The 25296-nt window shown below is 72.3% G+C and carries 22 protein-coding genes and 1 pseudogene; 10 read left to right on the top strand and 13 right to left on the bottom strand.

The annotated features are described in order from the left end of the window. Positions 1–23: 23 nt before the first annotated feature. The 6 genes and pseudogenes from ACGFSC_RS00610 to ACGFSC_RS00585 form a co-directional block, all read right to left on the bottom strand. On the bottom strand, positions 24–1085 hold the full coding sequence (locus ACGFSC_RS00610; RefSeq protein ID WP_380353381.1) for a potassium channel family protein: 1062 nt from the start codon (positions 1083–1085) through the stop codon (positions 24–26). After that, positions 1082–2290 (bottom strand): molybdopterin molybdotransferase MoeA, encoded by a 1209-nt coding sequence (locus tag ACGFSC_RS00605; protein WP_380630626.1) that lies wholly within the window; start codon positions 2288–2290, stop codon positions 1082–1084. The genes ACGFSC_RS00610 and ACGFSC_RS00605 overlap by 4 nt, the downstream gene beginning before the upstream one ends. Then, a pseudogene (locus ACGFSC_RS00600) lies at positions 2287–3228 on the bottom strand (NTP transferase domain-containing protein). The gene ACGFSC_RS00605 and the pseudogene ACGFSC_RS00600 overlap by 4 nt, the downstream one beginning before the upstream one ends. 16 nt (positions 3229–3244) lie before the next feature. Further along, a complete protein-coding gene (locus ACGFSC_RS00595; RefSeq protein ID WP_359909447.1) occupies positions 3245–4258 on the bottom strand; it encodes an MBL fold metallo-hydrolase in 1014 nt (337 codons plus the stop codon). Positions 4259–4367: 109 nt separating this feature from the next. Beyond that, complete coding sequence (locus ACGFSC_RS00590; protein WP_359909449.1) at positions 4368–4490, bottom strand: hypothetical protein; 123 nt, start codon at positions 4488–4490, stop codon at positions 4368–4370. A gap of 69 nt (positions 4491–4559) precedes the next feature. Continuing rightward, positions 4560–5330 carry a polyprenol monophosphomannose synthase gene (locus tag ACGFSC_RS00585; RefSeq protein ID WP_359909452.1) on the bottom strand — a complete coding sequence of 257 codons (771 nt, stop codon included), beginning with the start codon at positions 5328–5330 and terminating at the stop codon, positions 4560–4562. A 335-nt stretch (positions 5331–5665) separates the two neighbouring features. Between ACGFSC_RS00585 and manA the strand changes: the two genes are divergently transcribed. Continuing rightward, entirely contained in the window at positions 5666–6871 is a 1206-nt protein-coding gene (manA, locus tag ACGFSC_RS00580) for a mannose-6-phosphate isomerase, class I (protein WP_359909455.1), read from the top strand. 22 nt (positions 6872–6893) lie between these two features. Here the strand turns inward: manA and dnaB are convergent, their stop codons facing one another. Next, on the bottom strand, positions 6894–8375 hold the full coding sequence (gene dnaB, locus ACGFSC_RS00575) for a replicative DNA helicase (protein ID WP_359909527.1): 1482 nt from the start codon (positions 8373–8375) through the stop codon (positions 6894–6896). A gap of 577 nt (positions 8376–8952) precedes the next feature. Between dnaB and ACGFSC_RS00570 the strand changes: the two genes are divergently transcribed. Beyond that, positions 8953–10299, top strand: coding sequence for an MATE family efflux transporter (locus tag ACGFSC_RS00570; RefSeq protein ID WP_359909458.1), 1347 nt, complete (start codon positions 8953–8955; stop codon positions 10297–10299). Between the two features lie 97 nt (positions 10300–10396). Here the strand turns inward: ACGFSC_RS00570 and rplI are convergent, their stop codons facing one another. The 4 genes from rplI to rpsF form a co-directional block, all read right to left on the bottom strand. Further along, positions 10397–10843, bottom strand: a complete 447-nt coding sequence (gene rplI, locus ACGFSC_RS00565; protein WP_359909461.1) for a 50S ribosomal protein L9 — start codon at positions 10841–10843, stop codon at positions 10397–10399. Between the two features lie 17 nt (positions 10844–10860). Next, on the bottom strand, positions 10861–11097 hold the full coding sequence (gene rpsR, locus ACGFSC_RS00560) for a 30S ribosomal protein S18 (RefSeq protein WP_030059640.1): 237 nt from the start codon (positions 11095–11097) through the stop codon (positions 10861–10863). A gap of 79 nt (positions 11098–11176) precedes the next feature. Continuing rightward, entirely contained in the window at positions 11177–11785 is a 609-nt protein-coding gene (locus ACGFSC_RS00555; protein ID WP_359909464.1) for a single-stranded DNA-binding protein, read from the bottom strand. Between the two features lie 96 nt (positions 11786–11881). Continuing rightward, positions 11882–12172, bottom strand: coding sequence for a 30S ribosomal protein S6 (gene rpsF / locus ACGFSC_RS00550; RefSeq protein ID WP_188298654.1), 291 nt, complete (start codon positions 12170–12172; stop codon positions 11882–11884). Between the two features lie 322 nt (positions 12173–12494). Here rpsF and ACGFSC_RS00545 point away from each other — a divergent pair, with 322 nt between their 5' ends. The 3 genes from ACGFSC_RS00545 to ACGFSC_RS00535 all read left to right on the top strand — a co-directional run bounded on the left by ACGFSC_RS00545 (position 12495) and on the right by ACGFSC_RS00535 (position 15176). After that, positions 12495–12794, top strand: a complete 300-nt coding sequence (locus ACGFSC_RS00545; protein WP_359909468.1) for a hypothetical protein — start codon at positions 12495–12497, stop codon at positions 12792–12794. A 215-nt stretch (positions 12795–13009) separates the two neighbouring features. Continuing rightward, positions 13010–14128, top strand: a complete 1119-nt coding sequence (locus ACGFSC_RS00540) for a peptidoglycan bridge formation glycyltransferase FemA/FemB family protein (protein ID WP_359909471.1) — start codon at positions 13010–13012, stop codon at positions 14126–14128. 13 nt (positions 14129–14141) lie between these two features. After that, on the top strand, positions 14142–15176 hold the full coding sequence (locus ACGFSC_RS00535) for an alanine racemase (protein ID WP_359909474.1): 1035 nt from the start codon (positions 14142–14144) through the stop codon (positions 15174–15176). A gap of 1 nt (position 15177) precedes the next feature. Here ACGFSC_RS00535 and ACGFSC_RS00530 read toward each other — a convergent pair whose 3' ends face one another. Together ACGFSC_RS00530 and ACGFSC_RS00525 are read right to left on the bottom strand one after the other, a co-directional pair. Beyond that, positions 15178–16755 carry a glycosyltransferase 87 family protein gene (locus ACGFSC_RS00530; protein ID WP_359909477.1) on the bottom strand — a complete coding sequence of 526 codons (1578 nt, stop codon included), beginning with the start codon at positions 16753–16755 and terminating at the stop codon, positions 15178–15180. 193 nt (positions 16756–16948) lie between these two features. After that, complete coding sequence (locus ACGFSC_RS00525; RefSeq protein WP_359909480.1) at positions 16949–19417, bottom strand: transglycosylase domain-containing protein; 2469 nt, start codon at positions 19415–19417, stop codon at positions 16949–16951. Positions 19418–19935: 518 nt separating this feature from the next. Here ACGFSC_RS00525 and ACGFSC_RS00520 point away from each other — a divergent pair. The 5 genes from ACGFSC_RS00520 to ACGFSC_RS00500 all read left to right on the top strand — a co-directional run bounded on the left by ACGFSC_RS00520 (position 19936) and on the right by ACGFSC_RS00500 (position 25175). Then, complete coding sequence (locus ACGFSC_RS00520; protein ID WP_359909483.1) at positions 19936–20634, top strand: PadR family transcriptional regulator; 699 nt, start codon at positions 19936–19938, stop codon at positions 20632–20634. A 126-nt stretch (positions 20635–20760) separates the two neighbouring features. Then, positions 20761–21843, top strand: coding sequence for an inositol-3-phosphate synthase (locus tag ACGFSC_RS00515; RefSeq protein WP_359909486.1), 1083 nt, complete (start codon positions 20761–20763; stop codon positions 21841–21843). A 127-nt stretch (positions 21844–21970) separates the two neighbouring features. Continuing rightward, complete coding sequence (locus ACGFSC_RS00510) at positions 21971–23293, top strand: MFS transporter (RefSeq protein WP_359909489.1); 1323 nt, start codon at positions 21971–21973, stop codon at positions 23291–23293. A 108-nt stretch (positions 23294–23401) separates the two neighbouring features. Next, entirely contained in the window at positions 23402–24082 is a 681-nt protein-coding gene (locus ACGFSC_RS00505) for a hypothetical protein (RefSeq protein WP_359909492.1), read from the top strand. Positions 24083–24119: 37 nt separating this feature from the next. Then, a complete protein-coding gene (locus ACGFSC_RS00500) occupies positions 24120–25175 on the top strand; it encodes a hypothetical protein (protein ID WP_359909495.1) in 1056 nt (351 codons plus the stop codon). The last annotated feature ends 121 nt before the right edge of the window (positions 25176–25296 follow it).

Below are 25296 nucleotides of genomic sequence, written 5' to 3'. Positions count from 1 at the left end.
CCGGGGCGGTTGCGCGGTACGGCTCAGCCGGTCGGCAGGACCGTACTGGACTTGATGACGATCACCCGGTCGGTGAGCTGGAGCACGGCGGCCTCCGGCTCGGTGTAGTTGAGCACCCGTCGGCCCCGGACCACCGCGACCACCAGGTCCGCGCACTCGCGCGGGCTGTGCCCGGCCTCCGCCCGGGTGACCGGGCGCTCCACCACGTCCAGCCCGTTGCCGTACGTCAGCAGGTCCTCCATCACCGCCCCGGCGTGCGGACTGAGCATCGACATCCCGAGCAGCCGTCCGGCCGAGCTGGAGCTGGTGACCACGACGTCGGCCCCGCTCTGCCGCAGCAGCGGCGCGTTCTCGTCCTCCCGGACGGCGGCGACCACGGTGGCGGCCTTGTTCAGCTGCCGGGCCGTCAGCGTGATCAGCACGGCGGTGTCGTCCCGCTCCGGTGCGACCACCACCCGGGCGGCGGTGGGCAGCGCGGCGCGCACCAGGGTGTCGGTGCGGGTGGCGTCGCCGACCACCCCGACCAGGCCGTGCTGGGCGGCGTGGTCGATCACCTTGCGCTGCGGGTCGACGACGACGATCTCCTCCTTCTTCACCCCCTGTCCGAGCAGGGTGTCGACGGCGCTGCGGCCCTTCGTCCCGTAGCCGATGACGACGGTGTGCTCGCGCACGGTGGACCTCCAGCGGTTCAACCGCCATTGCAGGCGGGTCCGTTCGGTGAGCACCTCCAGGGTGGTGCCGACCAGGATGATCAGGAACACCACGCGCAGCGGGGTGATCACGAAGATGTTGGTGAGCCGGGCGCTGTCGCTGAACGGGGTGATGTCGCCGTACCCGGTGGTGGAGAGCGTCACCGTGGCGTAGTACGCCGCGTCCAGGAAGCTGAGCTCGCCCCCGGCGTTGTCGTTGTAGCCGGCCCGGTCCAGGTAGACGATGAACGAGGTGGCGACCAGGACGGCGAGCGCCAGCAGCAGCCGGAAGCCGACCTGCCGGACGGCGGGATCGGCCCGCCGGGCGGGCAGCACGATCCCGGCGTCCGCCCACGGCTCCGTCCCCGGGGCCAGGTTGCGTCGGAATCGGTTCACGGCACCTCCAGGAGTTCGACCGGCTCGCCCGCCGCCGCCCCGCCGGGCGGCACCACGGCCAGCGCCTCGGCCCGGGCGAGCCCGCGCAGCATCGCCGGTCCGTCGAAGGCCAGCGGCAGGACGCCCTCGGCGGTCCGCCGGACCGGGTGGAGCCGGGTGTCCGTCCGGTGCCCGGGCAGGGCCGCCGCGGCCGGGGCGAGGACGGGGGCGCCGACGGTCCGCCCGCTGCGGGCGTGCAGCAACGGCAGGACGAGGGTGACCGTCCCGGCGACGGCGGCCAGCGGGTTGCCGGGCAGGCCCACCAGGTGGCGTCCGCCGGGGAGTTCGGCCAGCAGCATGGGGTGGCCCGGCCGGACGGCGACGCCGTCCACCAGCAGCCGGGCGCCGACGTCGGCGAGCGCCCGGTGCAGGAAGTCGACCGGCCCGGCGGCCGTTCCGCCGGTGGTGACCACGAGGTCCGCGGTGGAGTGCCGCAGCGCGTCCCGGAGCAGCCCGAAGTCGTCCCGGACGTACCCCACTTCGGCCGGGTCGGCGCCGGCCGCCCGCAGCCAGGGCGGCAGCAGCGGCCCGAGCGCGTCCCGGACCAGCCCCGGACCGGGCACCCCGGCAGTGAGCAACTCGTCGCCCAGGACGAGCAGTTGGACCTCCGGGCGGCGGTGGACCGACAGCCGGTCGTGGCCGCAGGCGGCGGCCAGGCCGAGCACGGCCGGCCCGACCGGAGCGCCGGACGGCAGCAACTCCTCGCCCCGGCGGCACTCCTGGCCGCGCGGGCGGACGTCCTGGCCGGTGGTCAGCGGCTGCGGACCGCGGTCGTGCAGCAGCAAGCCGTCCGTCCGCCCGTGCTCACGGCGCAGTACGGCGGTGGCTCCGGGCGGGAGTTGGGCGCCGGTGGCGATCTCCACGGCGGTGCCGTCGGCCAGCGCGGCCGGTTCGGCCCGGCCGGCCAGCACCCGGCCGGCGACCCGCCACGGACCGGGGCCGGCGACCGCCCAGCCGTCCATCGCGGAGGTGTCGAAGGCGGGCAGGTCGGTCAGCGCGGAGAGCGGCTCGGCGAGGGTGCGGCCGAGCGCCTCGGCCAGCGGGGCCCGGACCCCGGGCAGCGGGCGCAGCCCGGCCCGGCGCGCGGTCTCCCGGGCCCGGGGCCAGCTCAGCACGCCGGGGCCGGTGGACGGTGCGGCCACGGTGGACTGTCCGACCGCGCTCACGACTCGTCCGGCCGCTCGGCGGCGACCCAGCGCTCGGCGAGCGCCTCGGTCCGCCGGGCCGCCTCGGCGACGGCCTGCGCCCCGCCGCCCTGCCGGGCGGCCGCGTAGCCGATCAGGAAGGCGGTCAGCGGTGCGGCCGGCCGGGCCACTCCGTGCGCGACCACCCGGGCCGTGTCGAGCAGACCACGGACGTCGACGTCCAGGTCGATGCCCAGGTCGGCCTTGACCTCGGCGATCCAGTCATCCAGCGTGCGCTCCATGCGCCCATGCTGCCCGATGGCCGGTTCGCCGAGGTGTTCGCCCCGGGTGCGGCGCGCGTCGTTTCGCTCACACGCCGGTGACGGTGCCGGTGAGGGTCAGGTCCGGTCGCGCTCGCGGGCCTGCTCCAGGTCCTCCCAGGTGTCGCAGTCGTAGGCGACGTTGTCGGTGTCGGCCACCCGCAGCCGGGCCAGCCCGCCGACCAGGCGGCGCAGCGGCTGGTCGGCCGGATCGCCGAGCGCGGCCAGCGCGGCGCGCAGCGGGCCGGTGCGGTAGGCGGCGGCGAGCGGCTGGTCGCGGCCGCCCGCGTCGACCAGCACGGCGGCGTCCGCGGCCGCGCCGGCCCCGTCGAGGGCGGCGACCAGCCGCTCCACCGTCCGCCGGTCCAGGAAGGGCAGGTCCGCGGCGAGCAGCAGCACGGTGTCCGCGGTGACCAGGCCGAGCCCGGCGGCGACGGCGGCCACCGGCCCGCCGCCGGGCGGCCGCTCCCTGGTCCAGTGGACGCCGCCGAGCTCGGTCGGCCGGGCCGGGCCGACCACGACGGCGGTACGGGCGCCCGCGCAGGCGGCGAGGACCCGGTCCAGCAGAGTGGTCTCGCCCACGGTCAGCCCGGGTTTGTCGGCGCCGCCGAGGCGCCGGGCGGCCCCGCCCGCCGGAACGATCACGTCGTACGGCGTCATGCGGCCAGTATCCGCCCTACCGCGCCGCGGTCCCGTCGTCCTCCGGCCGCTCCTGCGTGTCCTGCGCCTCCTGCGCGTCCTGCGCGTCCGCGCCGGGCGCGGCCCCGGCCGCGCGGGCGGTGTTGGCCGCCGCGCCCAGCTCCAGGATGGACGGCAGGGTCAGCTCCCCGTACCGCTCGTTCATCGCCGTGACCAGCGCCTCCGGGTCGTCCGGGTGCTCGGCCAGCAGCCGGTCGAAGTCCTGGAGGTACTCGCCGGTGAAGGCCAGCACCCGGGCGGCGTCGTCGCCCTGGCCCGGGGCGCGGTGGCCGGCGATCACCCGGTCCGCGCCGAGGTCGGCGATCCGGCCGAGGTTGTGCCCCCAGGTGGTGCGCTGGGCCGGGGTGGTGTCGGCGGTCCAGACGTGGGTGCCGTTGTGGACGAAGTCCCCGGCGATCACGGTGCGGACGCTCGGCACGTGGACGACCGTGGAGTCCCCGCAGTCGGCCTGGCCGAGCAGCAGCACGGGGATCACCTGGCGGTCCAGCATCAGCGGCTGCGGCAGCAGCGGGGCGGGGATCAGCGGGTGGTCCGGGATGTCGTCGCCGTACACCGGCTTCCACTGCGCGACCTTCGCGGCGACGGTGCGCCGGATGCCCTCGACCACGGCCGGGGCGGCCAGCAGCTGCGCGTCGGGGAAGAGCCGCAGCACCTCCTCGGCGCCGAAGTAGTGGTCCGGGTGCTGGTGGGTGACCACCACGGCGAGCAGCCGTCTGCCCTTGCCGGCGACCCACTCGGCCAGCTCGCGACCGGCGCTGCGGGTCAGCTGGGCGTCCACCAGGATCGCGGTCCGCTCGCCGAGGATCAGGGTGGAGGTGGCGAAGAAGGCCGACTCGGGGCCGGTGAAGACGGCGACCTCCAGCGGCCGGGCCGGCTGTCCGGCCTCCGGCGGCTCGGCGCCCGCGGCCGGCCCGGCGGGCCCGCCGGAGCGGTCCGGCCCGGCCTGGGCACGCTCCGCGCCGGCGCTCTCCTCGGACGGGGACGTCGTCACGGGCTGCTCCCTCTGGTCGGCGGTCGGATGTCCTGCGCCCTACAGCATGGGAGCACCGGCGGCCGAATGCGCGGAAGGCGCGCCCGGCGGGGCGCGCCTCCGCTCCACGTCACACCGCGCTCCGGGCGGCCGGTCCCTCGGCCCGGCGGGCGGCCCGCTCCGGCTCGGCCCTCACCTGCCCGCGCGGCGCGAAGACGGCGGCCCGCTCGGCGGCGAGGTCCCGGTGGATCACATGCGGAAGGGCCCGTCCACCGGTTCCGGCGGACGGGCCCTTCGGCCACGGCGAGGGCTGTTCGGTCGGTCAGCGCCGGGCGCCGCGCAGCCGGGCCAGCCGGGCCAGCCGGTCGGTGACGCCCCAGGTGGTCACCCGCCACAGCGCCTCGACCACGATGCTGCGGCTCATCTTGGACGCGCCGAGCTCGCGCTCGACGAAGGTGATCGGCACCTCGGCGACCTTGAACCCGGCCTTCACGGTGCGCCAGGCCAGGTCGACCTGGAAGCAGTACCCGGCCGAGGCGACCTCGTCCATGCCCAGGCCCAGCAGGGTCTCCTTGCGGAACGCCCGGTAGCCGCCGGTGACGTCCCGGATCGGCACGCCCAGCATCAGCCGCGAGTAGGTCGAGCCGCCGCGCGAGAGCAGCAGCCGCGACTTCGGCCAGTTCACCACCCGGCCGCCCGGCACCCAGCGCGAGCCCAGCACCAGGTCGGCGCCGCGCAGCGCGCCCAGCAGCCGGTCCAGCTCCTCGGGCTGGTGCGAGCCGTCCGCGTCCATCTCGACCAGGACGTCGTAGCCGTTGTCGATGCCCCAGCGGAAGCCCGCGAGGTAGGCGGCGCCCAGGCCCTCCTTGCCCTTGCGGTGCATGACGTGGACGTGCTCGTCCTCGACGGCCAGCTTGTCGGCCAGTTCGCCGGTGCCGTCGGGGCTGTTGTCGTCGGCGACCAGCACATGCGCCTCGGGCACGGCGGCACGGACCCGGCCGACGATCCGCTCGACGTTCTCCGCCTCGTTGTAGGTCGGGATGATCACCAGGACCTTGCCGAGATCAGCAAAACTCTGCTGGTTCACGGTCACGTACAAACCTCTCGGCCGATGGCGGGGGTCTCGGAACACCGGCGCCCGCACTCTGGAACGCGGCTCCGCCGGCAACCCGCCGGGGAGGACCCGGTGGCGAACTGCGCGCAGGGCGGAGGCTACTGCGTCCTGGCATCCTACTACCGCGCCGGGAACCGCCCGCCCGACCGTGGCACTCCCACCCGATGCCCGCCGTTTCCCGTTGGGTGACACCGGTCGGCTAGGGTCGTTTCCCTTGCCCGTGCCCGGACCGCCCGCACCGCCGGGACCATCCCGGCGATCCGGACTCGGGACATCCGGGGCCGCCCAGACAGCGAAGGAGTAGGACCGCGCGCATGGACAGGCTCGTCAACACCGTCCGCCCGTACGCCTGGGGGTCGCTCACCGCCCTGCCCGAGCTGCTCGGGCAGCGGCCGACCGGTGAACCGCAGGCCGAGCTGTGGATGGGCGCCCACCCCGGGGCGCCGTCGCGCGCCGACCGCGGCGAGGGCCCGCGCCGGCTGGACGAGCTGATCGCCGCCGACCCCGAGGGCGAACTGGGCGCCGCGAGCGTCGCCAGGTTCGGCCCGGCCCTGCCGTTCCTCTTCAAGGTCCTGGCCGCGGGCATCCCGCTGTCCATCCAGGCCCACCCCACCCTCGACCAGGCCCGGGCCGGCTTCGCCGCCGAGAACGCCCTCGGGATCCCCCTGGACGCCCCCGAGCGCAACTACCGGGACGCCAACCACAAGCCCGAGATGGTCTGCGCGCTGGGCGACTTCGAGGGCCTGTGCGGCTTCCGCCGGCCCGCCGGGGCGGCCCGGCTGCTGACCGGACTCGCGGTGCCCGGGCTCGCCCCCGTGATCGAGCGGCTGGCCGCCGGTGGGGGCACCTCCCGGCCGAAGGCCGGGGGAGAGTCCGAGGCGCTGCGCGGCGCCCTGACCGCCGCCCTCACGCTGGACGGGGAGACCGTCCGGCGGACCGTCGAGGTGCTGGCGCTGACCGACCCCGACGGGGAGTACGCCCCGTACGCCCGGATCGCCGAGGACTTCCCGGACGACCGCGGCGTGATCGCCGGCATGCTGCTCAACCACGTCCGGCTGCGGGCCGGCCAGGCGCTCTACCTGGGCGCCGGCGTGCCGCACGCCTACCTGTCCGGCGTCTGCGTGGAGCTCCAGGCCAACTCCGACAACGTGCTGCGGGCCGGCCTCACCCCGAAGCACATCGACGTGCCGGAGCTGCTGAAGGTCGTGGTCTTCGAGGCCGGCGCCCCCGAGGTGCTGGAACCGGCCCCGGTCCCGGGCACCCCGGGCGAGGAGCTCTACCCCGTCCCGATCGACGAGTTCCGGCTCTCCCGCTTCGTCCTGGACGGCACGGAGCGCGGGATCGACGGCCGCACCCCGCAGATCCTGTTCTGCACCGAGGGCGCCACCCGCCTGACCGCCGCCGACGGCACCGTCCTGGACCTGGCCCGCGGCCAGTGCGCCTTCCTCCCCGCCACCGGCACCCCGACCCGCCTCCGCGGCACCGGCAGCACGCTGTTCCGCGCCACCGTCACCGTCTGACCGGGCCCCGCGCGCTCCGGGCTCAGTCCCGGGTCATGTCGACGAAGCGCGAGTAGTGGCCCTGGAAGGCCACCGTGATGGTCGCGGTCGGACCGTTTCGGTGCTTGGCGACGATCAGGTCGGCCTCGCCCGCGCGGGGGGACTCCTTCTCGTAGGCGTCCTCGCGGTGCAGCAGGATGACCATGTCGGCGTCCTGCTCGATCGAGCCGGACTCGCGGAGGTCGGAGACCATCGGCCGCTTGTCGGTGCGCTGCTCGGGACCACGGTTCAGCTGGGACAGCGCGATGACCGGGACTTCCAGCTCCTTGGCCAGCAGCTTGAGGTTACGGGACATGTCCGAGACCTCCTGCTGACGGTTCTCGGCCCGCCGGGAGCCGCCGGACTGCATCAGCTGGAGGTAGTCGATGACGACCAGCTTGATGTCGTTGCGCTGCTTCAGCCGACGGCACTTGGCCCGGATCTCCATCATCGACAGGTTCGGCGAGTCGTCGATGAACAGCGGCGCCTCGCTGACGTCGGGCATCCGGCGGGCCACCCGCGTCCAGTCGTCGTCCGTCATGTTCCCGGAGCGCATGTGGTGCAGCGCCACCCTCGCCTCGGCGGAGAGCAGGCGCATGGCGATCTCGTTGCGGCCCATTTCGAGCGAGAAGATGACGCTCGGCAGCTTGTGCTGGATCGAGCAGGCCCGCGCGAAGTCCAGCGCGAGGGTGGACTTGCCCATCGCGGGACGGGCCGCGATGACGATCATCTGGCCCGGGTGCAGCCCGTTGGTGAGCTGGTCGAAGTCGGCGAAGCCGGTCGGCACGCCGGACATCTGGCCCTGCCGGGAGCCGATCGCCTCGATCTCGTCGAGGGCGCCCTCCATGATGTCGGCGAGCGGCGCGTAGTCCTCGCTGGTGCGCTGCTCGGTGACGGCGTAGATCTCCGCCTGGGCGGCGTTGACGATCTCGTCCACGTCGCCCTCGGCCGCGTAGCCCATGCCGGCGATCCGGGTGCCCGCCTCGACCAGCCGGCGCAGCACCGCGCGCTCGTGCACGATCTGGGCGTAGTACTCGGCGTTGGCCGCGGTCGGGACGGAGTTGACCAGGGTGTGCAGGTACGAGGCGCCGCCGACCCGCTGGAGCTCGCCGCGCTTGGTCAGCTCGCCGGCCACGGTGATCGGGTCGGCCGGCTCGCCGCGGGCGTAGAGGTCGAGGATCGCGCCGTGCACCATCTCGTGCGCGGGCCGGTAGTAGTCGGCCGGCTTGAGCACCTCGACCACGTCGGCGATGGCGTCCTTGGAGAGCAGCATGCCGCCCAGGACGGACTGCTCGGCGGCCAGGTCCTGCGGCGGGACGCGCTCGAAGCCGTCCGCCCCGCCGCCGCCGTCGCCGTCGCCCTCGTCCCGGCGCTGCCGGCCGCCATCCGACCGGCCGCCCTTGCCGCCCTTCTGGAAGCCGCCCTTCTGGAAGCCGTCGCGGCCACCGCCCTGACGTCCCTCGCCGCGGCCGCGCGAGACCGGCAGCCGGTCCCCCGGGCCGTCCGGGAAGGGCGCGTCGTCGAAGGCGCCGGCCGGGAAGGGGTCCTCGGCGGTCTGCCAGTCCTCCTCCGGCGGCGGGGCGTCGTGGTCGTCGTACTGGGGGCCGGTCACGCGTGTTCCCCGATCAGCGAGTGGTGCGAAGTTGGAGCGGGCTTGCCGGTGGCTGGGTGGAGCGGATCCGCTCCTCTTTGTACGCCACGGCTCCGACAAATCGGACGCCGGTGCGGCGGGAGTGTCGGGCGGAGGGCCCACGCTAAGGCGCCGGACGCCGTTGCGCCAAGGCGGTTATCCACAGGGGGTGTGGATGACCGGCCCTCTCCTGTGGAGAACTGCCGCAAAGCTGTGGACACCCCTGTGGACGCTCCTGTGGATAACCGGACCATCGATCCACCGTCAACCTGTTGACCTGGGATTACCTCGTTCCGGGCCTGTGCATGAGAAATTCTTCACACACCTCCGAACGGCTGTGGGCACAGAGCGGGCGAACCGCACCGCTCAAGATTTCGAGTAATGGTCACATAGCACTTACATCCATTACCTGTGGATGAGTAGCCTGGAGCCCATGACCGCCTCGCCCACGACCCCGACCCCGGCCCCCTCGCGACGCCGGCACGACCGGGAGATCCTCGCCCTGGCCGTCCCGGCCTTCGGCGCGCTCGTCGCCGAACCGCTCTTCCTGATGGCCGACTCGGCGATCGTCGGCCACCTCGGCACCCCCCAGCTGGCCGGGGTGGGCGTCGCCTCCGCCGCGCTCTCCACCGCGACCGGCGTGTTCGTCTTCCTCGCCTACGCCACCACCGCGGCGGTCGCCCGCCGGATCGGCGCCGGAGACCGCCGGGGCGCCGTGCAGCAGGGCATCGACGGCATCTGGCTCGCCCTGGGCCTGGCCGTCCCGGTCGTGCTCCTCACCCTGCTGCTGGCCCCCTGGGCGGCCGACGTGCTGGGCGCCTCGGCGACCGCCGCGCCGCACGCGGTGACGTACCTGCGGATCAGTTCCCTGGGCATCCCGGCGATGCTCATGGTGCTGGCCGCCACCGGTGTGCTGCGCGGCCTCCAGGACACCCGCACACCGCTGGTGGTGGCCGTCGCGGGCTTCGCCGCCAACATCGGCCTGAACGTCGGCCTGGTGTACGGCGCCGGGCTCGGGGTGGCCGGGTCGGCCTGGGGCACCGTGCTCGCCCAGACCGGGATGGCCGCCGCCTACCTGGTCGTGGTGGTCCGCGGCGCCCGCCGGGAAGGGGCCTCGCTGCGGCCGGACACGGCGGGCATCCGGGCCAGTGCCAGGGCCGGCGGCCCGCTGCTGGTCCGGACGATCAGCCTGCGCGCGGTGCTGATGACCGCCACCGCGGTGGCCGCCCGGCTCGGCGACGACCAGGTGGCCGCCCACCAGATCACCATGACGCTGTTCAACTTCCTGGCCTTCGCGCTGGACGCCATCGCGATCGCCGGCCAGGCCATCATCGGCCGCTACCTCGGCGCCTCGGACGCCCCCGGCGCCCGGGCCGCCACCCGGCGGATGGTCGAGTGGGGCATCGTCTCCGGGCTGGTGCTCGGCCTGCTGGTGGTCCTTGCCCGCCCGCTGTACGTCCCGCTGTTCACGCCCGATCCGGCCGTCCGGGCCCAGCTGGACACCGCCCTGCTGCTGCTCGCGCTCACCCAGCCGGTGGCCGGCCTGGTCTTCGTGCTGGACGGCGTGCTGATGGGCGCCGGGGACGGGCCGTACCTCGCGTGGGCGGGGCTCGCGACCCTGGCGGTGTTCGTCCCGGTGGCGCTGGCGGTCCCGGCCACCGGCACCGGACTGGCCGGGCTCTGGTGGGCGATGAACCTGTTCATGCTGCTGCGGGCCGGCTTCCTGGCCTGGCGCGCCCGCGGCGGCAAGTGGCTGGTCACCGGGGCGGTGCGCGGCTGAAACGCCTCCGGATGGGACTCCCTCGGGGGTCCCGTCCGGAAATGACCGAGGGCCGGACTCCCGGAGGAGTCCGGCCCTCGGGCCTTGGCTACGGAGCTCAGGCAGCCACGACGGCGACGTCGAGGTTGGCCACGACGTCCGAGTGCAGCTTGACCGAGACCTTGTGGGAGCCCACGGTCTTGATCGGCGAGCCGATCGCGACGGCGCGCTTGTCCACGGCCGGGCCGCCGGCGGCCTTGATGGCCTCGACGACGTCGGACTGGGTCACCGAGCCGAACAGACGGCCGGCCTCGCCCGAGCGGACGGCCAGCTTGACCTGGACGCCCTCGAGCTGACCCTTGACCTCGTTGGCGGCCTCGAGGGTCTGGATGGCGTGGATCTTCCGGGCGCGACGGATGGCGTCGACGTCCTTCTGACCACCCTTGGTCCAGCGGATGGCGAAGCCACGCGGGACCAGGTAGTTGCGGGCGTAGCCGTCCTTGACCTCGACGACCTCGCCGGCGGAGCCGAGACCCGGCACCTCGTGCGTGAGGATGATCTTCATTACTTGGTCACCCTCTCTTAGCGCGCGGTGCTGGTGTAGGGCAGCAGCGCCATCTCACGGCTGTTCTTCACGGCCGTGGCGACGTCACGCTGGTGCTGGGTGCAGTTGCCGGTCACCCGACGGGCACGGATCTTGCCGCGGTCGGAGATGTACTTCCGCAGCAGGTTCGTGTCCTTGTAGTCAACGTAGTTGACCTTGTCCTTGCAGAAGACGCAAACCTTCTTCTTCGGCTTGCGAGCAGGCGGCTTCGCCATTGTGTGCTCCATTTGGGGTTCACGGCCCGGCGGGCGTCCGAGGACGCCGGCCGCCGGGCCGCACGAAATCTGTCAGCTCTTAGAACGGGGGCTCTTCCGAGAAACCGCTACCACCGGACGGGGCACCCCAGCCGCCGCCCTGGTTTCCACCGGACGGGGCGCTGGAGGCCCAGGGGTCGTCGGAGGGACCGGACTGGCCGCCACCGGAGTTTCCACCCCAGTTGCCGCCGCCCTGCTGGCCGCCACCGCCGCCGCCCCAGTTACCGCCGCCCTGCTGGCCGCCGCCCTGCTGGCCGCCGAAGCCGCCACCGGGGCCGCCGGACCGGTTGGCCCGGGTGACCTTGGCGGTCGCCGAACGCAGGCTCGGACCGACCTCGTCGACCTCGACCTCGAAGACCGTCCGCTTCTCGCCTTCCTTGGTCTCGTAAGACCGCTGGCGCAGTCGGCCCTGCACGATGACGCGCATGCCGCGCTGCAGCGACTCGGCCACGTTCTCCGCCGGCTGCCGCCAGACGTTGCACGTGAGGAAGAGGCTCTCGCCGTCCTTCCACTCGTTCGTCTGACGGTCGAAGGTGCGGGGGGTGGACGCGATGCGGAACTTCGCGACCGCCGCACCCGACGGGGTGAAGCGCAGCTCGGGGTCGTCGACGAGATTGCCGACGAGGGTGATGACGGTCTCGCCTGCCATGGTGGTGATGACCTCTCGGGAAGATGTCCGTTCGCCGCTGTTTCACGTGAAACAGCGGACGCGAGCTACCCGAGACCCGAAGGCCTCAGAGGTGGCTCAGTGGGTGTCCGGGCGCAGGACCTTGGTCCGCAGAACCGACTCGCTCAGGCCCAGCTGGCGGTCGAGCTCCTTGACGACCTCAGGCGTGGCCTTGAGGTCGATGACCGAGTAGATGCCCTCGGACTGCTTGTTGATCTCGTAAGCCAGACGGCGGCGACCCCAGGTGTCGACCTTCTCCACCTTGCCACCCGCGTTGCGGACGACGGCGAGGAAGCTCTCGATCAGGGGGGAGACAGCGCGCTCCTCGACCGAGGGGTCGAGGATGACCATCAGCTCGTAGTGACGCATGAGTAACCCACCTCCTTTGGACTCAGCGGCCACGGTCTCTCCGTGGCAGGAGGGTTGTGCGTAGCGTCGGCACCGGAGCAGTGACGACTCCGGCCCACCGTAGCGGCCGGGTCGGACAGTCGGCCCCCTGCTCCACCCGAAAGTGGTCGTCGCCCGGAAGCGGACGCAAAGGGGGCACAACTACACCAGTGCAGACGGCACAGCCTACCTGCACCCGGACGGCCGAACAAAACGCATAGGGGTTGTGAGAGCGACCCAAGCACCGCAATCTGGACGGAACGGGATTCCTGCCCGTTCGTCTCCACGCCAGGAGGTGGGACCCATGGCCCAGTCCGTCCACCGCATGCCCGCCCTCACGCTGAACACCGACGGCCACCCGCACCCCCGCGAGAACACCCTGGTGGGCGTCACCGCCCTGCTGGGCGTGATCGCGTTCACCACCTCGTTCTTCCACAACCTGCACCTGCTGACCTCGTGGACCGGCCTGTTCGGCATCGTCACGGGCCTGTGGGGCATGTTCGTCTCGGTCACCACCGCCGAGCGCTTCGTCCTGATGGTCTCGCTCGGCGCCGCCGCGCTCGGCTTCTACCTCGGCATCGCCCGGGGCGGTCTCTGGGGCTGACCCCTCCCCCGCGCCCGCCCCGCGCCACCGCCACTGGGACCGAGCCCACAGGGCCCGCCCGGAACCCTCGCCGCCCCCGTCGCGTATCTGCAGAGGAGACAGGTACCCGGCGGGGGCGCCGTCGTGCCCACCACGACGGGTGCCCGAGCCCCGGACGATAGGGTCAGCCCGAGAACTGGGGCCACCGCAGCCCGACCGACGAGGAGCACCGAGCAATGAGCCTGCGCCTGAGGACGATCACCCGCGAGGAGCACCTCGCCTTCATCAGGAGCCGCGCCTCGGCCAGCCACATGCAGGTGCCGTCGTGGGGTGACGTGAAGGCCGAGTGGCGGTCCGAGTCGATCGGCTGGTTCGACGAGGCCAACCAGCTCGTCGGCGCCGGCCTGGTCCTGTACCGCCAGCTGCCCAAGCTCAAGCGCTACCTCGCCTACCTGCCCGAGGGCCCGGTCATCGACTGGTTCGACCGCGACCTCGACCGCTGGCTCTCCCCGATGCTGGCGCACCTCAAGTCGCAGGGCGCGTTCTCGGTGAAGATGGGCCCGCCGATCGTCATCCGCCGCTGGAACGCCCCCACCATCAAGGAGGCCATCGCCGCCAAGCAGGCCAAGCGCCTGCGCGACGTCGAGGCCGACTGGTACGAGGCCCGCGCCTTCGAGGTGGCCGACCGGCTGCGCAAGGCCGGCTGGCTCCAGGGCGAGGACGGCGGCGCGGGCTTCGGCGACGTCCAGCCCCGCTACGTCTTCCAGGTGCCGCTGGCCAACCGCTCGCTGGACGACATCCACAAGAACTTCAACCAGCTCTGGCGCCGCAACATCAAGAAGGCCGAGAAGAGCGGCGTCGAGGTCGTCCAGGGCGGCTACGACGACCTGCCGATCTTCCACCAGCTCTACCTGGTCACCGCCGAGCGCGACAAGTTCACCCCGCGCCCGCTGGCCTACTTCCAGCGGATGTGGAAGGCCCTCGTGGCCGAGGACCCGAACCGCATGCGGCTCTACATCGCCTACCACCAGGGCGAGCCGCTGGCCGCCACCACGATGCTCGTGGTCGGCGAGCACGTCTGGTACTCCTACGGCGCCTCGGCCAACCACAAGCGCGAGGTCAAGCCGTCCAACGCCATCCAGTGGCGGATGATGCGCGACTCCTACGCCCTCGGCGGCGGGGTGTACGACCTGCGCGGCATCAGTGACACCCTGGACGAGGACGACCACCTGTTCGGTCTGATCCAGTTCAAGGTCGGCACCGGCGGCCAGGCGGCCGAGTACCTCGGCGAGTGGGACTTCCCGCTCAACAAGCTGCTGCACAAGGCCCTCGACCTCTACATGTCCCGCCGCTGAGGAGGCTGCCCCGATGACGCTGTCGCTCTACCTCGACACCGAACGCTGGCGCACCCACCAGCGCTCCGTCCTCGCCGAGTTCCCCGGCCTGGTGCCGGTCGCCAAGGGGAACGGCTACGGCCTGGGCAACCACCGGCTGGCCGAGGAGGCGACGCTGCTGGGCACCGGGGTGCTCGCCGTCGGTACCGCGTACGAGGCGGCCGACGCCGCCGAATGGTACGGCGGTGAGCTGCTGGTGCTCACCCCGTACCGGGTCGGCGAGGAGGCGCTGCCGCTGCCGCACGCCCGGGTGATCCGGACGGTGGCCAGCGTGGACGCGCTGCGCGCGCTGCACGGCGCCCGGGTGGTGCTGGAGTGCATGACCACCATGCGCCGGCACGGCGTGAGCGCGGACGACCTGCGCACCGTCGCCGCCGAGCTGGAGGGCGTGAGCTTCGAGGGCCTGGCGCTGCACCTGCCGATGGACCGGCCGGACGGCTCCAGCCCCGTCGAGGAGGTCGCGTACTGGGTGGACACCGCCCGGGCGGCCGGCATCCCGGTGCACACCGTGTTCGTCAGCCACCTCGGCGCGGCCGGGCTGGACCAGCTGGCCCAGCGCTACCCGCAGACGGTCTTCCGGGCCCGGATCGGCACCCGGCTCTGGCTGGGCGACCACGCCGCACTGGAGGTCCGGGCCACCGTCCTGGACGTCACCCAGCTGCGCAAGGGCGACCGCTACGGCTACCGCCAGCACCCGGCGCCCTCCGACGGCCACATCCTGGTGGTCGCCGGCGGCACCGCGCACGGCATCGGCCTGGAGGCGCCCAAGTACGTCCAGAGCATGGGGGCGCGGGCCAAGGGCATCGCCCGGGCCGGCCTGGCGACGGTCAACAAGACCAAGTCGCCGTTCCACTGGGCCGGCAAGCAGCTGTGGTTCGCCGAGCCGCCGCACATGCAGGTCTCGCTGCTGTTCCTGGACGGGGAGACCACGCCCCCCGCGATCGGCGAGGAGCTCGGTCTCCAGGTCCGGCACACCACCACGCACTTCGACCGCGTGGTGGACCGCTGAGCTACGGCTTCTCGGCCGGCTCCGGCAGTTCGGGCTCGTCGAGCCACTGCCCGGGGCCGGCCGGCGCGTACGCGGCGTAGCTCTCCTCCTCGCGCAGCCGACGGGCGGTGCCCAGCACGGACACGTCCGGGGCGTGGTCCAGCACCCCGCCGGAGGGGTCGTCGCTGCCGTCCCAGCGGACCGGGTCGTGGTCCGGGTGGAGGACGTCGCGGACCACCATGGCGACCAGGTAGAGCGTGCCCAGCAGGTGCAGTCCGATCGCGAAGTGGTACCAGCCCTCGCTGATCCCGTGCTGCTTGGAGCCGGTGACCAGGCCCAGGTGGGACCAGATGCCCAGGGTGTAGAGCACCTCGCAGGCCTGCCAGATCAGGAAGTCCCGCCAGCGCGGCCGGGCCAGCACCGCGAGCGGCAGCAGCCAGAGCGCGTACTGCGGCGAGTACACCTTGTTGACCAGCACGAACAGCGCGACCACCAGGAAGGCCAGCTGGGCGAAGCGCGGCCGGCGCGCGGCCGAGAAGCCGAGCCACGCTATGGCCAGGCAGCCCAGCACCATCAGCACGCCGATGTAGACGTCGAGGTCGGCCAGCCCGGCGCCGCGGCGCTGCATCAGGATCAGCCAGAACGAGCCGTAGTCCTCGCCGCGGTGCTTGCTGAACACGTAGAAGGTCGACCAGCCCCGCCAGTTGGCCAGCATGATCGGCAGGTTGACCACCAGCCAGGCCCCGACCGCGCCGCCCAGCATCACCCGGAACTCGCGCCACTTGCCGGCCCGCCAGCAGAGCACCAGCAGCGGGCCGATCAGCAGCAGCGGATAGAGCTTGGCCGCGGTGGCCAGACCGATGAAGACACCGGCCCAGCCCGGCCGGGCACCGGCCCACCAGGCCATCGCCACGGCGGCCAGGGCGACCGCGAGCAGGTCCCAGTTGACGGTGCCGTTGAGCAGCAGGACCGGGGCGAGCGCGAACAGCAGCGCGTCCCACGGGCGGCGCCGGTGGGTGCGCGAGAGCGCCACCGCGGCGACCACGGCGCAGGCCATCAGCAGCCCGGCGTTGATCGCCCAGAACCACTGCTCCTGGCTCTGCTGGTCGCCGCCGCCGGGCGTCAGCCAGGCCGCGACCTGCATGAACAGGCCGGTCAGCACCGGGTACTCCAGGTACTGGAGGTCCCCCGAGGAGCCCGGGATGCGGTCCACGTACGGGTGCAGCCCGGCCGCGAAGCCGCGTCCGGAGAACAGGTGCGGGATGTCGCTGTAGCAGGCGTGGATGTACTGCGGCGAGCCCGGCTGGAACCAGGCCTGCTCGTAGCAGGGCAGCTTCTGCACCATGCCGAGCACCGACACCACGATCACCGCGAGCGCCAGGAAGCGCGCCGGGATCCACCAGGAGACGCCGAGCAGCGCCCGGCGGCCCGGCGGCCCGCCGAACACCTCGCTGCCGGCCGCCGCCACCGGGTCCTCGTCGGCCGGGACGACCACGGTGTTGACCGGTGGCGCGGCCGTGGCGACGGCTGCCGGGAGGGGCCCTGCGGCGGCGCCGGACCCGACCGGGCCGGCGGTTTCGTCACGATCGCTCGACGTCATGCCGGACATCCTGCCGCACCGATCCCGTCGGGACGAGGAGGCCCCCGCAACGGTCCGCGCCCCCGCACGGCGGGCGGGCCGCCGGTCGCGACGCGACGGCCGGCCCGGAAACGGCGGTGATCCGGACGAAAACGGCGGTGGCGGCCCTCCGAGGAGGACCGCCACCGCCGTTCGGGGTCGAGCCGGGACCGGGCTACTGCCCGGCTGCCGCGCCCTGTTGGCCGCCGCCGGTGCTGCTCGGCGTCGGCCTGCCGCCACCGCCCGGCTTTCCGCCGCCGCCCGGCGACGAGCTGTCCGTCGGTCCCGGGGGCTGCGTCTGGCAGCCGACGAACGGCAGACAGCTGTTGCCCGGGTGCGGGTTCTTGGTGCTGGACGGGCTGGGCTGGTCGCCGGGGCAGTCCACGCCGGGCACGCAGGTCTGGGTGGGCTGCGGCTGCACCGGCGGCTGCGGCGCCTGCGACTGGGGCTGCGCCGGGGCCGTCGGGGTGTCGGCCGTGGTCGGGGTGGCCGTCGCGGAGGCCGTGGACGGCGCACCGGAGGAGTCGACCTCGGTGCCGACCGGCTGCGGGGTCGGGAAGTCCATCTTCTTCTCGTTGGCCAGTGCGGCCCTCATGTACCGGGTGAAGACGTCGGTCGGGATGTCACCACCGTGGATGGACTCCTTGCCGCCGGTCCCGTTGAGCGACTGCCGCTCGTGCTTGGTCGGGTCCTCGCGCCACATCGCGACGCTGGTCACCAGCTGCGGGGTGTAGCCGACCCACCAGGCCGACTTGTTCTGGTCGGTGGTACCGGTCTTGCCGGCCACCGGGCGGCCCAGGTCCTTCGTCTTCTTTCCGGTACCGTTCACGGCCACGTTCACCAGCACGTCGGTGACGTTGTCGGCGACGGCCGGCTCCAGCGCGACCTTGGGCTCCTTCTTGCCGAAGCCCGGGCGCTCCACGCCGCTCACCTCGACCTTGGTGACCGAGTACGGCTCGGCCTCCTTGCCGCTGGCCGCCAGGGTGCCGTAGGCGGTGGCCATCCGGATCGGGCTGATGGTGGAGGTGCCGAGCGGGAAGGTCGCCGTCTTCGGGTCGGCGAGGCTCTCCTTCTTGACGCCCATCTGCACCGCGATGTCGGCCACGTTCTGGCCGCCGACGTCCTGGTTGAGCTGGACGAAGGGCACGTTGTACGAGTACTGCATGGCCTGCCGCAGCGAGACGTAGCCGCGCTTGCCGGAGTCCTCGTTCTTCTGCCGGTACGGCTTGCCGTCGTCGCCGATCACCAGCGAGCCGTCCGGCTTGCGGATCTCGGACATGTCGTCGGCGAGGTAGCGGCTGTCGGCGTTGATCCGCTTCGGCTTGCCCTTGTCGTCCTTCGCGGTCTGCACGCCGGTCTGCATCGCGGTGGCCAGCACGAAGGGCTTGAAGGTCGAGCCGACCTGGACGCCGGTGGCGTCGGCGTTGTTGTCGAAGTGGCCGTTCTCCACGCCGTCGCCGCCGTAGAGGGCGACGATCGCGCCGTCGCCGGGGCGGATGCTGGCGGAGCCGAACTGGATGTTGGTGTCGTTGTCCGGCCGCTTCTGCGGGTTGAGGTTCTCCGACTTGACGGCGTCGACGGCGCTCTTCAGCGCGTCGACCTTGTCCTTCTCGAAGGTGGTGTAGATCTTCAGGCCGCCCCGGTCGATCATCTGCGGGTTGATCGACTTGTCGGTGGCCATCACGTACTTGTTGGCGGTGTCGACCAGGTAGCTGATCTCACCGTTCATGTTGGAGCTGGGCTTCTGCGGGATCGGGTCCGGGAACACGTTGCACTTGGCGCGCTCGTCCGGGGTGATGGCCTTGGTGTCCACCATCTGGTCCAGGATCCAGCTCCACCGGCCCTGGGCCCGTTCCTTGTTGTCCGGGTTGGTGGGGTCGTAGTACGCCGCACCCTTGAGCAGACCGGCCAGCATGGCGCTCTGGCAGACGTTGAGGTCCTTGGCGTCCACCCCGTAGTACGCCTGGGCGGCCGCCTGGGCGCCGTTCGCGCCGCGGCCGAACCAGCTGGTGTTCAGGTAGCCGGTGAGGATCTCGGGCTTCTTCTTCTCCTGGTTGATCTTCAGCGTGATGAAGAACTCCTTCACCTTGCGGCTGAGGGTCTGCTCCTGGCTCAGGTAGGCGTTCTTCACGTACTGCTGGGTGATCGTCGAGGCGCCCTGGGTCTCACCCCCCTTCGCCATGTTCCAGACGGCGCGGAGCATGCCCTTGGGGTCGATGCCGCTGTCGGTCTGGAAGCTCTTGTTCTCCGCGGCGATGACGGCGTTCTGGAGGTTGGGGCTGATGTCCTTGAGCTCGACGATCTGACGGTTGGTCTGGCCCTTGCGGGTCATCTCCGTGTTGTCGGCCCAGTAGTAGATCGTGTTCTGGTTCTGCACCAGATCGTTCAGCTCCGGGACCTTGGTGCTCTGGTACAGGTAGAACACCAGGCCGACGAAGCAGCCGAAGACCAGCAGGAAGCCGCTCAGCCACTGCTTCCAGGACGGCAGCCAGCGCCGGATGCCGCTCTTGCCGAACCGCGGGTAGTCGATGAAGCGCTTCTTGCCGGGGCCCGCGGCCGCGGCGGCGGAGGCCGCGGCGTCACCGCGCCGGCCGCCCCCCTTGCCCTTCTTCTGGGCAGCCTTGCGCATCTCCGCACGGGTCATCCGGGGCTGTTGTGCGGTCTCCCTCACCCCCGAGGGGCGGCGTCGGCCGACGCCGTCCGAGCTCAGCTCGTCGGGCTCCGACCCACCTCCCCGACGGCCGCCGCCTCCCGGGGGCTGCTGCCCGTCACCGCCCGGGTTGGGCGTCCTTCGCCGTCGCTCGCTCATCTTCCAGCCACTCCTCGCCAGGCGTTTCCAGCCTGAAGGCAGGGTTCACGTCCGATGCCCGCAAACCGCCCTGATCCCGGAGGTGGTCCTCGTGCACACGCGACAGCGTACGCAGCACGGATATACAACTAATCGGACATCAGTTGCCAATGCCCGCAAAACGGCAACAGATCATTACAAGCCCGTTGCCAACCTCACCTGCGCGTCGGCTTGTGATCACATTCACGCGTGCCCCCCTTGCTCGTTCCGAGGGCCGGGTTTACTGTTCTCGATATATCGAGCCGATACATCGAAGCGGAATACCGCCGGATGCGGCGGCCGGACGGACACCGAGCGGGAGGAGGACGAAGGCAATGGGCAGACGCTCAGGAGTGCTGGAGTTCGCCGTCCTCGGACTGCTCCACGACGCCCCGATGCACGGCTACGAGCTGCGCAAGCGGCTGAACATCCTGCTCGGCACGTTCCGGGCGCTCTCCTACGGAACGCTCTACCCCTGCCTGAAGAGCCTGGTCGCCCAGGGCTTCCTGGTCGAGGACAACCCGGACGTCGAGTACGTCCCGGCCACCGCGCTCAACGGCAAGCGGTCCAAGATCGTCTACCGGCTCTCCGCCGAGGGGAAGCAGCGCTTCGAGGAACTGCTCGCCGACTCCGGCCCGGACGCCTGGGAGGACGAGCACTTCGGCGTGCACTTCGCCTTCTTCGGCCAGACCGACCGGGCCGTGCGGATGCGCGTCCTGGAGGGACGCCGCAGCCGGCTGGAGGAGCGGCTGGAGCGGATGCGCAACTCGCTGGCCCGCGCCCGCGAGCGGTTCGACGACTACACCGTCGAACTCCAGCGGCACGGACTGGAGTCGGTGGAGCGCGAGGTCCGCTGGCTCAACGAGCTGATCGAGACCGAGCGGTCCAACCGCACCGGTCGGACCGGCTCCGACGCCGGCGGCCCCGCCGCCGGCCCCCACAAGACTTCGGACGGCCGTGGCCAGGAGGACGGGTCCCAGGACCCGCCCGGGCCACCGTACGACCGCCCGGGGCGCTCCGCCCAGGAGCGCTGACACCGCGCCAGCCCTGTGCCGCGCGGCAGGATCGGGCGCCTCGCGCCCGTACATGCAGTCATCGAAGAAGCAGGACGAGTTCCGCCGACCCCGGCGGTCCTCATGAGATCACAGGGAGCAACCGGAATGGGTTCGGTTCGCGTAGCCATCGTGGGCGTGGGCAACTGCGCCGCGTCGCTGGTGCAGGGTGTCGAGTACTACAAGGACGCCGACCCGGCCGGCAGGGTCCCCGGGCTGATGCACGTCCAGTTCGGTGACTACCACGTCCGTGACGTGGAGTTCGTCGCCGCCTTCGACGTCGACGCCAAGAAGGTCGGCTTCGACCTGGCCGACGCCATCGGCAACAGCGAGAACAACACCATCAAGATCTGCGACGTGCCGCCGACCGGCGTGACCGTCCAGCGCGGCCACACCCTCGACGGCCTGGGCAAGTACTACCTGGAGACCATCGAGGAGTCGGACGAGGCTCCGGTCGACGTCGTCCAGGTCCTCAAGGACCAGCAGGTCGACGTCCTGGTCTGCTACCTGCCCGTCGGTTCCGAGGACGCGGCCAAGTTCTACGCCCAGTGCGCCATCGACGCCAAGGTCGCCTTCGTGAACGCCCTGCCGGTGTTCATCGCGGGCACCAAGGAGTGGGCGGACAAGTTCACCGAGGCCGGCGTGCCGATCGTCGGTGACGACATCAAGTCCCAGGTCGGCGCCACCATCACGCACCGCGTGATGGCCAAGCTGTTCGAGGACCGCGGTGTCATCCTCGAGCGCACCATGCAGCTGAACGTCGGCGGCAACATGGACTTCAAGAACATGCTCGAGCGCGAGCGCCTGGAGTCCAAGAAGATCTCCAAGACCCAGGCCGTCACCTCGCAGATCCGCGACCGCGAGCTGGGCGCCAAGAACGTCCACATCGGTCCCTCGGACTACGTGGCCTGGCTGGACGACCGCAAGTGGGCGTACGTCCGCCTGGAGGGTCGCGCGTTCGGCGACGTCCCGCTGAACCTGGAGTACAAGCTGGAGGTCTGGGACTCCCCGAACTCCGCCGGTGTCATCATCGACGCCGTCCGCGCCGCGAAGATCGCCAAGGACCGCGGCATCGGTGGCCCGATCCTGTCGGCCTCCTCGTACTTCATGAAGTCCCCGCCGGTCCAGTACTTCGACGACGAGGCCCGCGAGAACGTCGAGAAGTTCATCCGCGGCGAGGTCGAGCGCTGAGCGGCTGACCGCTCACGGCTCGCACAGCCGTAGGAAGGGCCCACGGTCTTCGGATCGTGGGCCCTTCACGTTCTCGCGGCCAATGTTTCACGTGAAACAGTGGCCGGTTCCATGGCACTCTGGGCGGGTGGCGATCACCGAGAACGGCAGCACCCACCAGTCCGCGCCCCGCGCCACGCTCCTGGACCTGCTGAAGGGCCGCGACTTCCGGCGGCTGCTGACCGCCCGGGTGCTCTCCCAGCTCTCGGACGGCGTCTTCCAGGTCTCGCTCGCCGCGTACGTGGTGTTCTCCCCCGAGAAGCAGTCCTCCCCCGCCGACATCGCCTCGGTGCTGGCCGTGATGCTGCTGCCGTTCTCGGTCATCGGCCCGTTCGCCGGCGTGCTGCTGGACCGCTGGCGCCGCCGCCAGGTGCTCTACTTCGGCAACCTGGCCCGCTTCGTGCTGGGCCTGGGCACCGGCGCGCTACTGCTGGCGCAGGCGCCGACCTGGCTGTTCTTCGCCTCGGCCCTGCTGGTCACCGCGCTCAACCGGTTCATCCTGGCCGGCCTGTCCGCCGCCCTGCCCCGGGTGGTGGAGCAGGACCAGCTGGTCACCGCCAACGCCCTCTCCCCCACCCTCGGGACGGTCGCCGCCGCCTCGGGCGGGGGCATCGGCTTCGCGCTGCACCAGCTGATGGCTCCCGGGCCGCGGGCCGACGCCGCCCTGGTCACGGTGGCCGCGCTGCTCTACCTGTCGGCCGCGCTGGCCGCCCGGCGGATGGACCGCGACCTGCTCGGCCCGGAGCAGCACGAGGGCCGCCCGGCGCTCGGCCAGGCACTGGTCCGGGCCGCCGTCGAACTCGGCGCCGCGGTGCGCCACCTCGTGCGGGACTGCCGGCCCGCCGTGCACGCGCTGGCCGCCGTCACCGCGGCCCGGTTCTGCTACGGCGTGCTGATCGTGGTCGTGGTGATGCTCGCCCGGTACACCTTCAACGACCCGACCGACAGCGCGGCCGGGCTGGTCACCCTCGGCCAGGCGGTGGGTCTGTCCGCCGCCGGGTTCTTCGTCGCCGCGCTGGTCAGCCCCTGGTGCACCCGTCGGCTGGGCCTGGCCGGGTGGATGACGGCCTGCCTGGTCGCCCCCGTGGCCTTCGTCCCCGCCCTGGGCCTGAGCTTCACCCTGGTGCCCTGCCTGATCGCCGCCCTGCTGCTCGGGGTGGTCACCCAGGGCACCAAGATCTGCGCCGACACGGCGGTGCAGGAGTCGGTCGAGGACGAGTACCGCGGCCGGGTCTTCGCCATCTACGACGTGCTGTTCAACGTCGCCTTCGTGGCCGCCGCCCTGGTCACGGCACTGGTGCTGCCGCTGTCCGGCCGCTCGGTCGCGGTGGTGCTGGGGGTCGCCGGGGTATACGCCCTGACGGCGGTCCTCTACCTGCGCGCCGCCCGCCGGAGCCCGCTCCCCCGGTGACCAGGGCTCCTGGGAACCCTCGGGGCTCGCGGCCGACGGCGTCCGACCGACTCGCTAAGGTACTCGAACCTGTCGGATCGACAGAACTCCGTCTCGGGGGACGAACTGATGAGCACACCGCCGAATCCGTACGGCCCGGCCCCGGTGGGGCCGCCCGTCGCCACGCCGTACGGGGCACCGCCACCCCCGCCGGCCGCGCCGTACGGACCGCCGCCGGCCTACGGGCAGCCCGCACCACCGGCCCCGCCCGGCTACGGCCCGCCACCCGGGTACGGACAGCCGCCCGCCTACGGGCAGCAGCCGCCCGGCCAACCGCCCTACGGACAGCAGCCGTACGGGCAGCCGGCCCCCGGACCGTACGGGCAGCAGCCGCCCGCCGGACCGTACGGCCCGCCCCAGCCCGCCCCGGCGGCGCCGCCCGCGCCGGCCGCCAAGCGCGGCATCCGGTCCAAGCTGCGGATCGTCGGGCTGGTCGGCGGCTGCGTGGCACTGGCCGTGGGCTACTTCGTGGCCGGGCCCAGCGTCAGCAGCGCCAAGCCCGGGGACTGTGTGCGGGCGAGCGGCTCCCGCGACGTCGAGATCGTCAAGTGCACTGACAGCAAAGCGAATTACCGTGTTCTGTCGAAGTTCGAGGGCACCACGGACGTGACCCGCTGCAAGCAGACGCCGCAGACCACGAGCGCGGTCTCGGGCAAGAGCGGCCGCCGCTGGAACAAGAAGCGGTACGTGCTCTGCCTCGGCCCGCTGGCGCCCACCACCACCGGCGTCCCGCCGGTGAAGAAGTCCTGACCCCTTCCGCCTCTCCTTTCCTTCCCGGGGGACCCCCTTGTCCGCTCCGCCTCCACCGCAGATGCCGTACGGCCCGCCACCGGGCGACGGCAACCCGTACGCCTCCGGCGGCTCCTACGGCGCACCGCCCCCACCGCCGCCGGCGCCCGGATACGGCGCACCACCGCCGGGGCCCGGATACGGCTACCCCGGCGCCCCGCCGCCCGAGCAGCCGTACGGGGTCCAGCCCCCGCCGGACGGCTACGGCTACGGGTACCCGCCGCCGCCGACGGACGGGACCACCTGCCGCTTCTGCGGCGGCTACCCGGCGGTGAACGCCACCGTCCGCGGCCACCAGGGCCTGATCATCGCCTACCGGATGCTGCGGATGACCGGCCCGTTCTGCCGCACCTGCGGAACGGCGACGGTGCGCGACATGTCGGCCCGGACGCTGGTCCAGGGCTGGTGGAGCCTGGTGTCCTGGCTGCTGACCCCGATCACGCTGCTGCTGAACCTCGGCCCGCACAACAAGTTCAAGCAGTTGCCGCCGCCCGTCCCGGGCAGCCACGGCCCCCAGCTGAACCCGGGCGTTCCGCTGACCCGCCGGCCGCACATCGCGATGCTGCTGGTGCCGGTCTCGCTGGCGGTCACCGTGGCCCTGGCCGCGACCGGGGTGCTCGGCCCGAAGAAGGGCGACCCGGTCGCCGACCCGACGCCGTCCCCCACCGTGCTGACCTTCTCGCCCATGCCGCTGCCGAAGCCGACCTACACGTCACCGGTCATCCCCATGCCGACCTTCACGCTGCCGGTCCCGACGCTGACGTTCCCGCCGGTCACCACGCCGACCGACTCGGACAGCAAGGTGGACTCGGCCAACCCCGGTGACTGCCTGCGCAACGCGAACGGCACCAGCGAGACCACCGACACCAACCCGAAGATCACCGTGGTGCCCTGCACCGACACCAAGGCGCAGTACAAGATCGTCTTCAAGTACCTCGCCACCTCCGACGAGAAGGCCTGCGAGAAGCAGCCGAAGTCGGACAGCTGGTACACCAGCAAGCACCCCAACCTCCCGGCCCTGGACTACGTGCTCTGCCTGAAGCAGCTCAAGTAGCCCGGTACGAAGGAGGGGTGGGGCCCGCCCCCCCCCCCCGCCCCCCCCCCCCCCCCCCCCCCCCCCCCGGCCCCCCCCCCCCCCCCCCCCCCCCCGCCCCCCCCCCCCCCCCCCCCCCCCC

Source organism: Kitasatospora sp. NPDC048715 (assembly GCF_043198905.1).
GTDB classification, from domain to species: domain Bacteria; phylum Actinomycetota; class Actinomycetes; order Streptomycetales; family Streptomycetaceae; genus Kitasatospora; species Kitasatospora lactacystinica.
The sequence above is the reverse complement of the archived record's forward strand: the minus strand, read 5'-3'. Positions and strand labels throughout refer to the sequence as shown.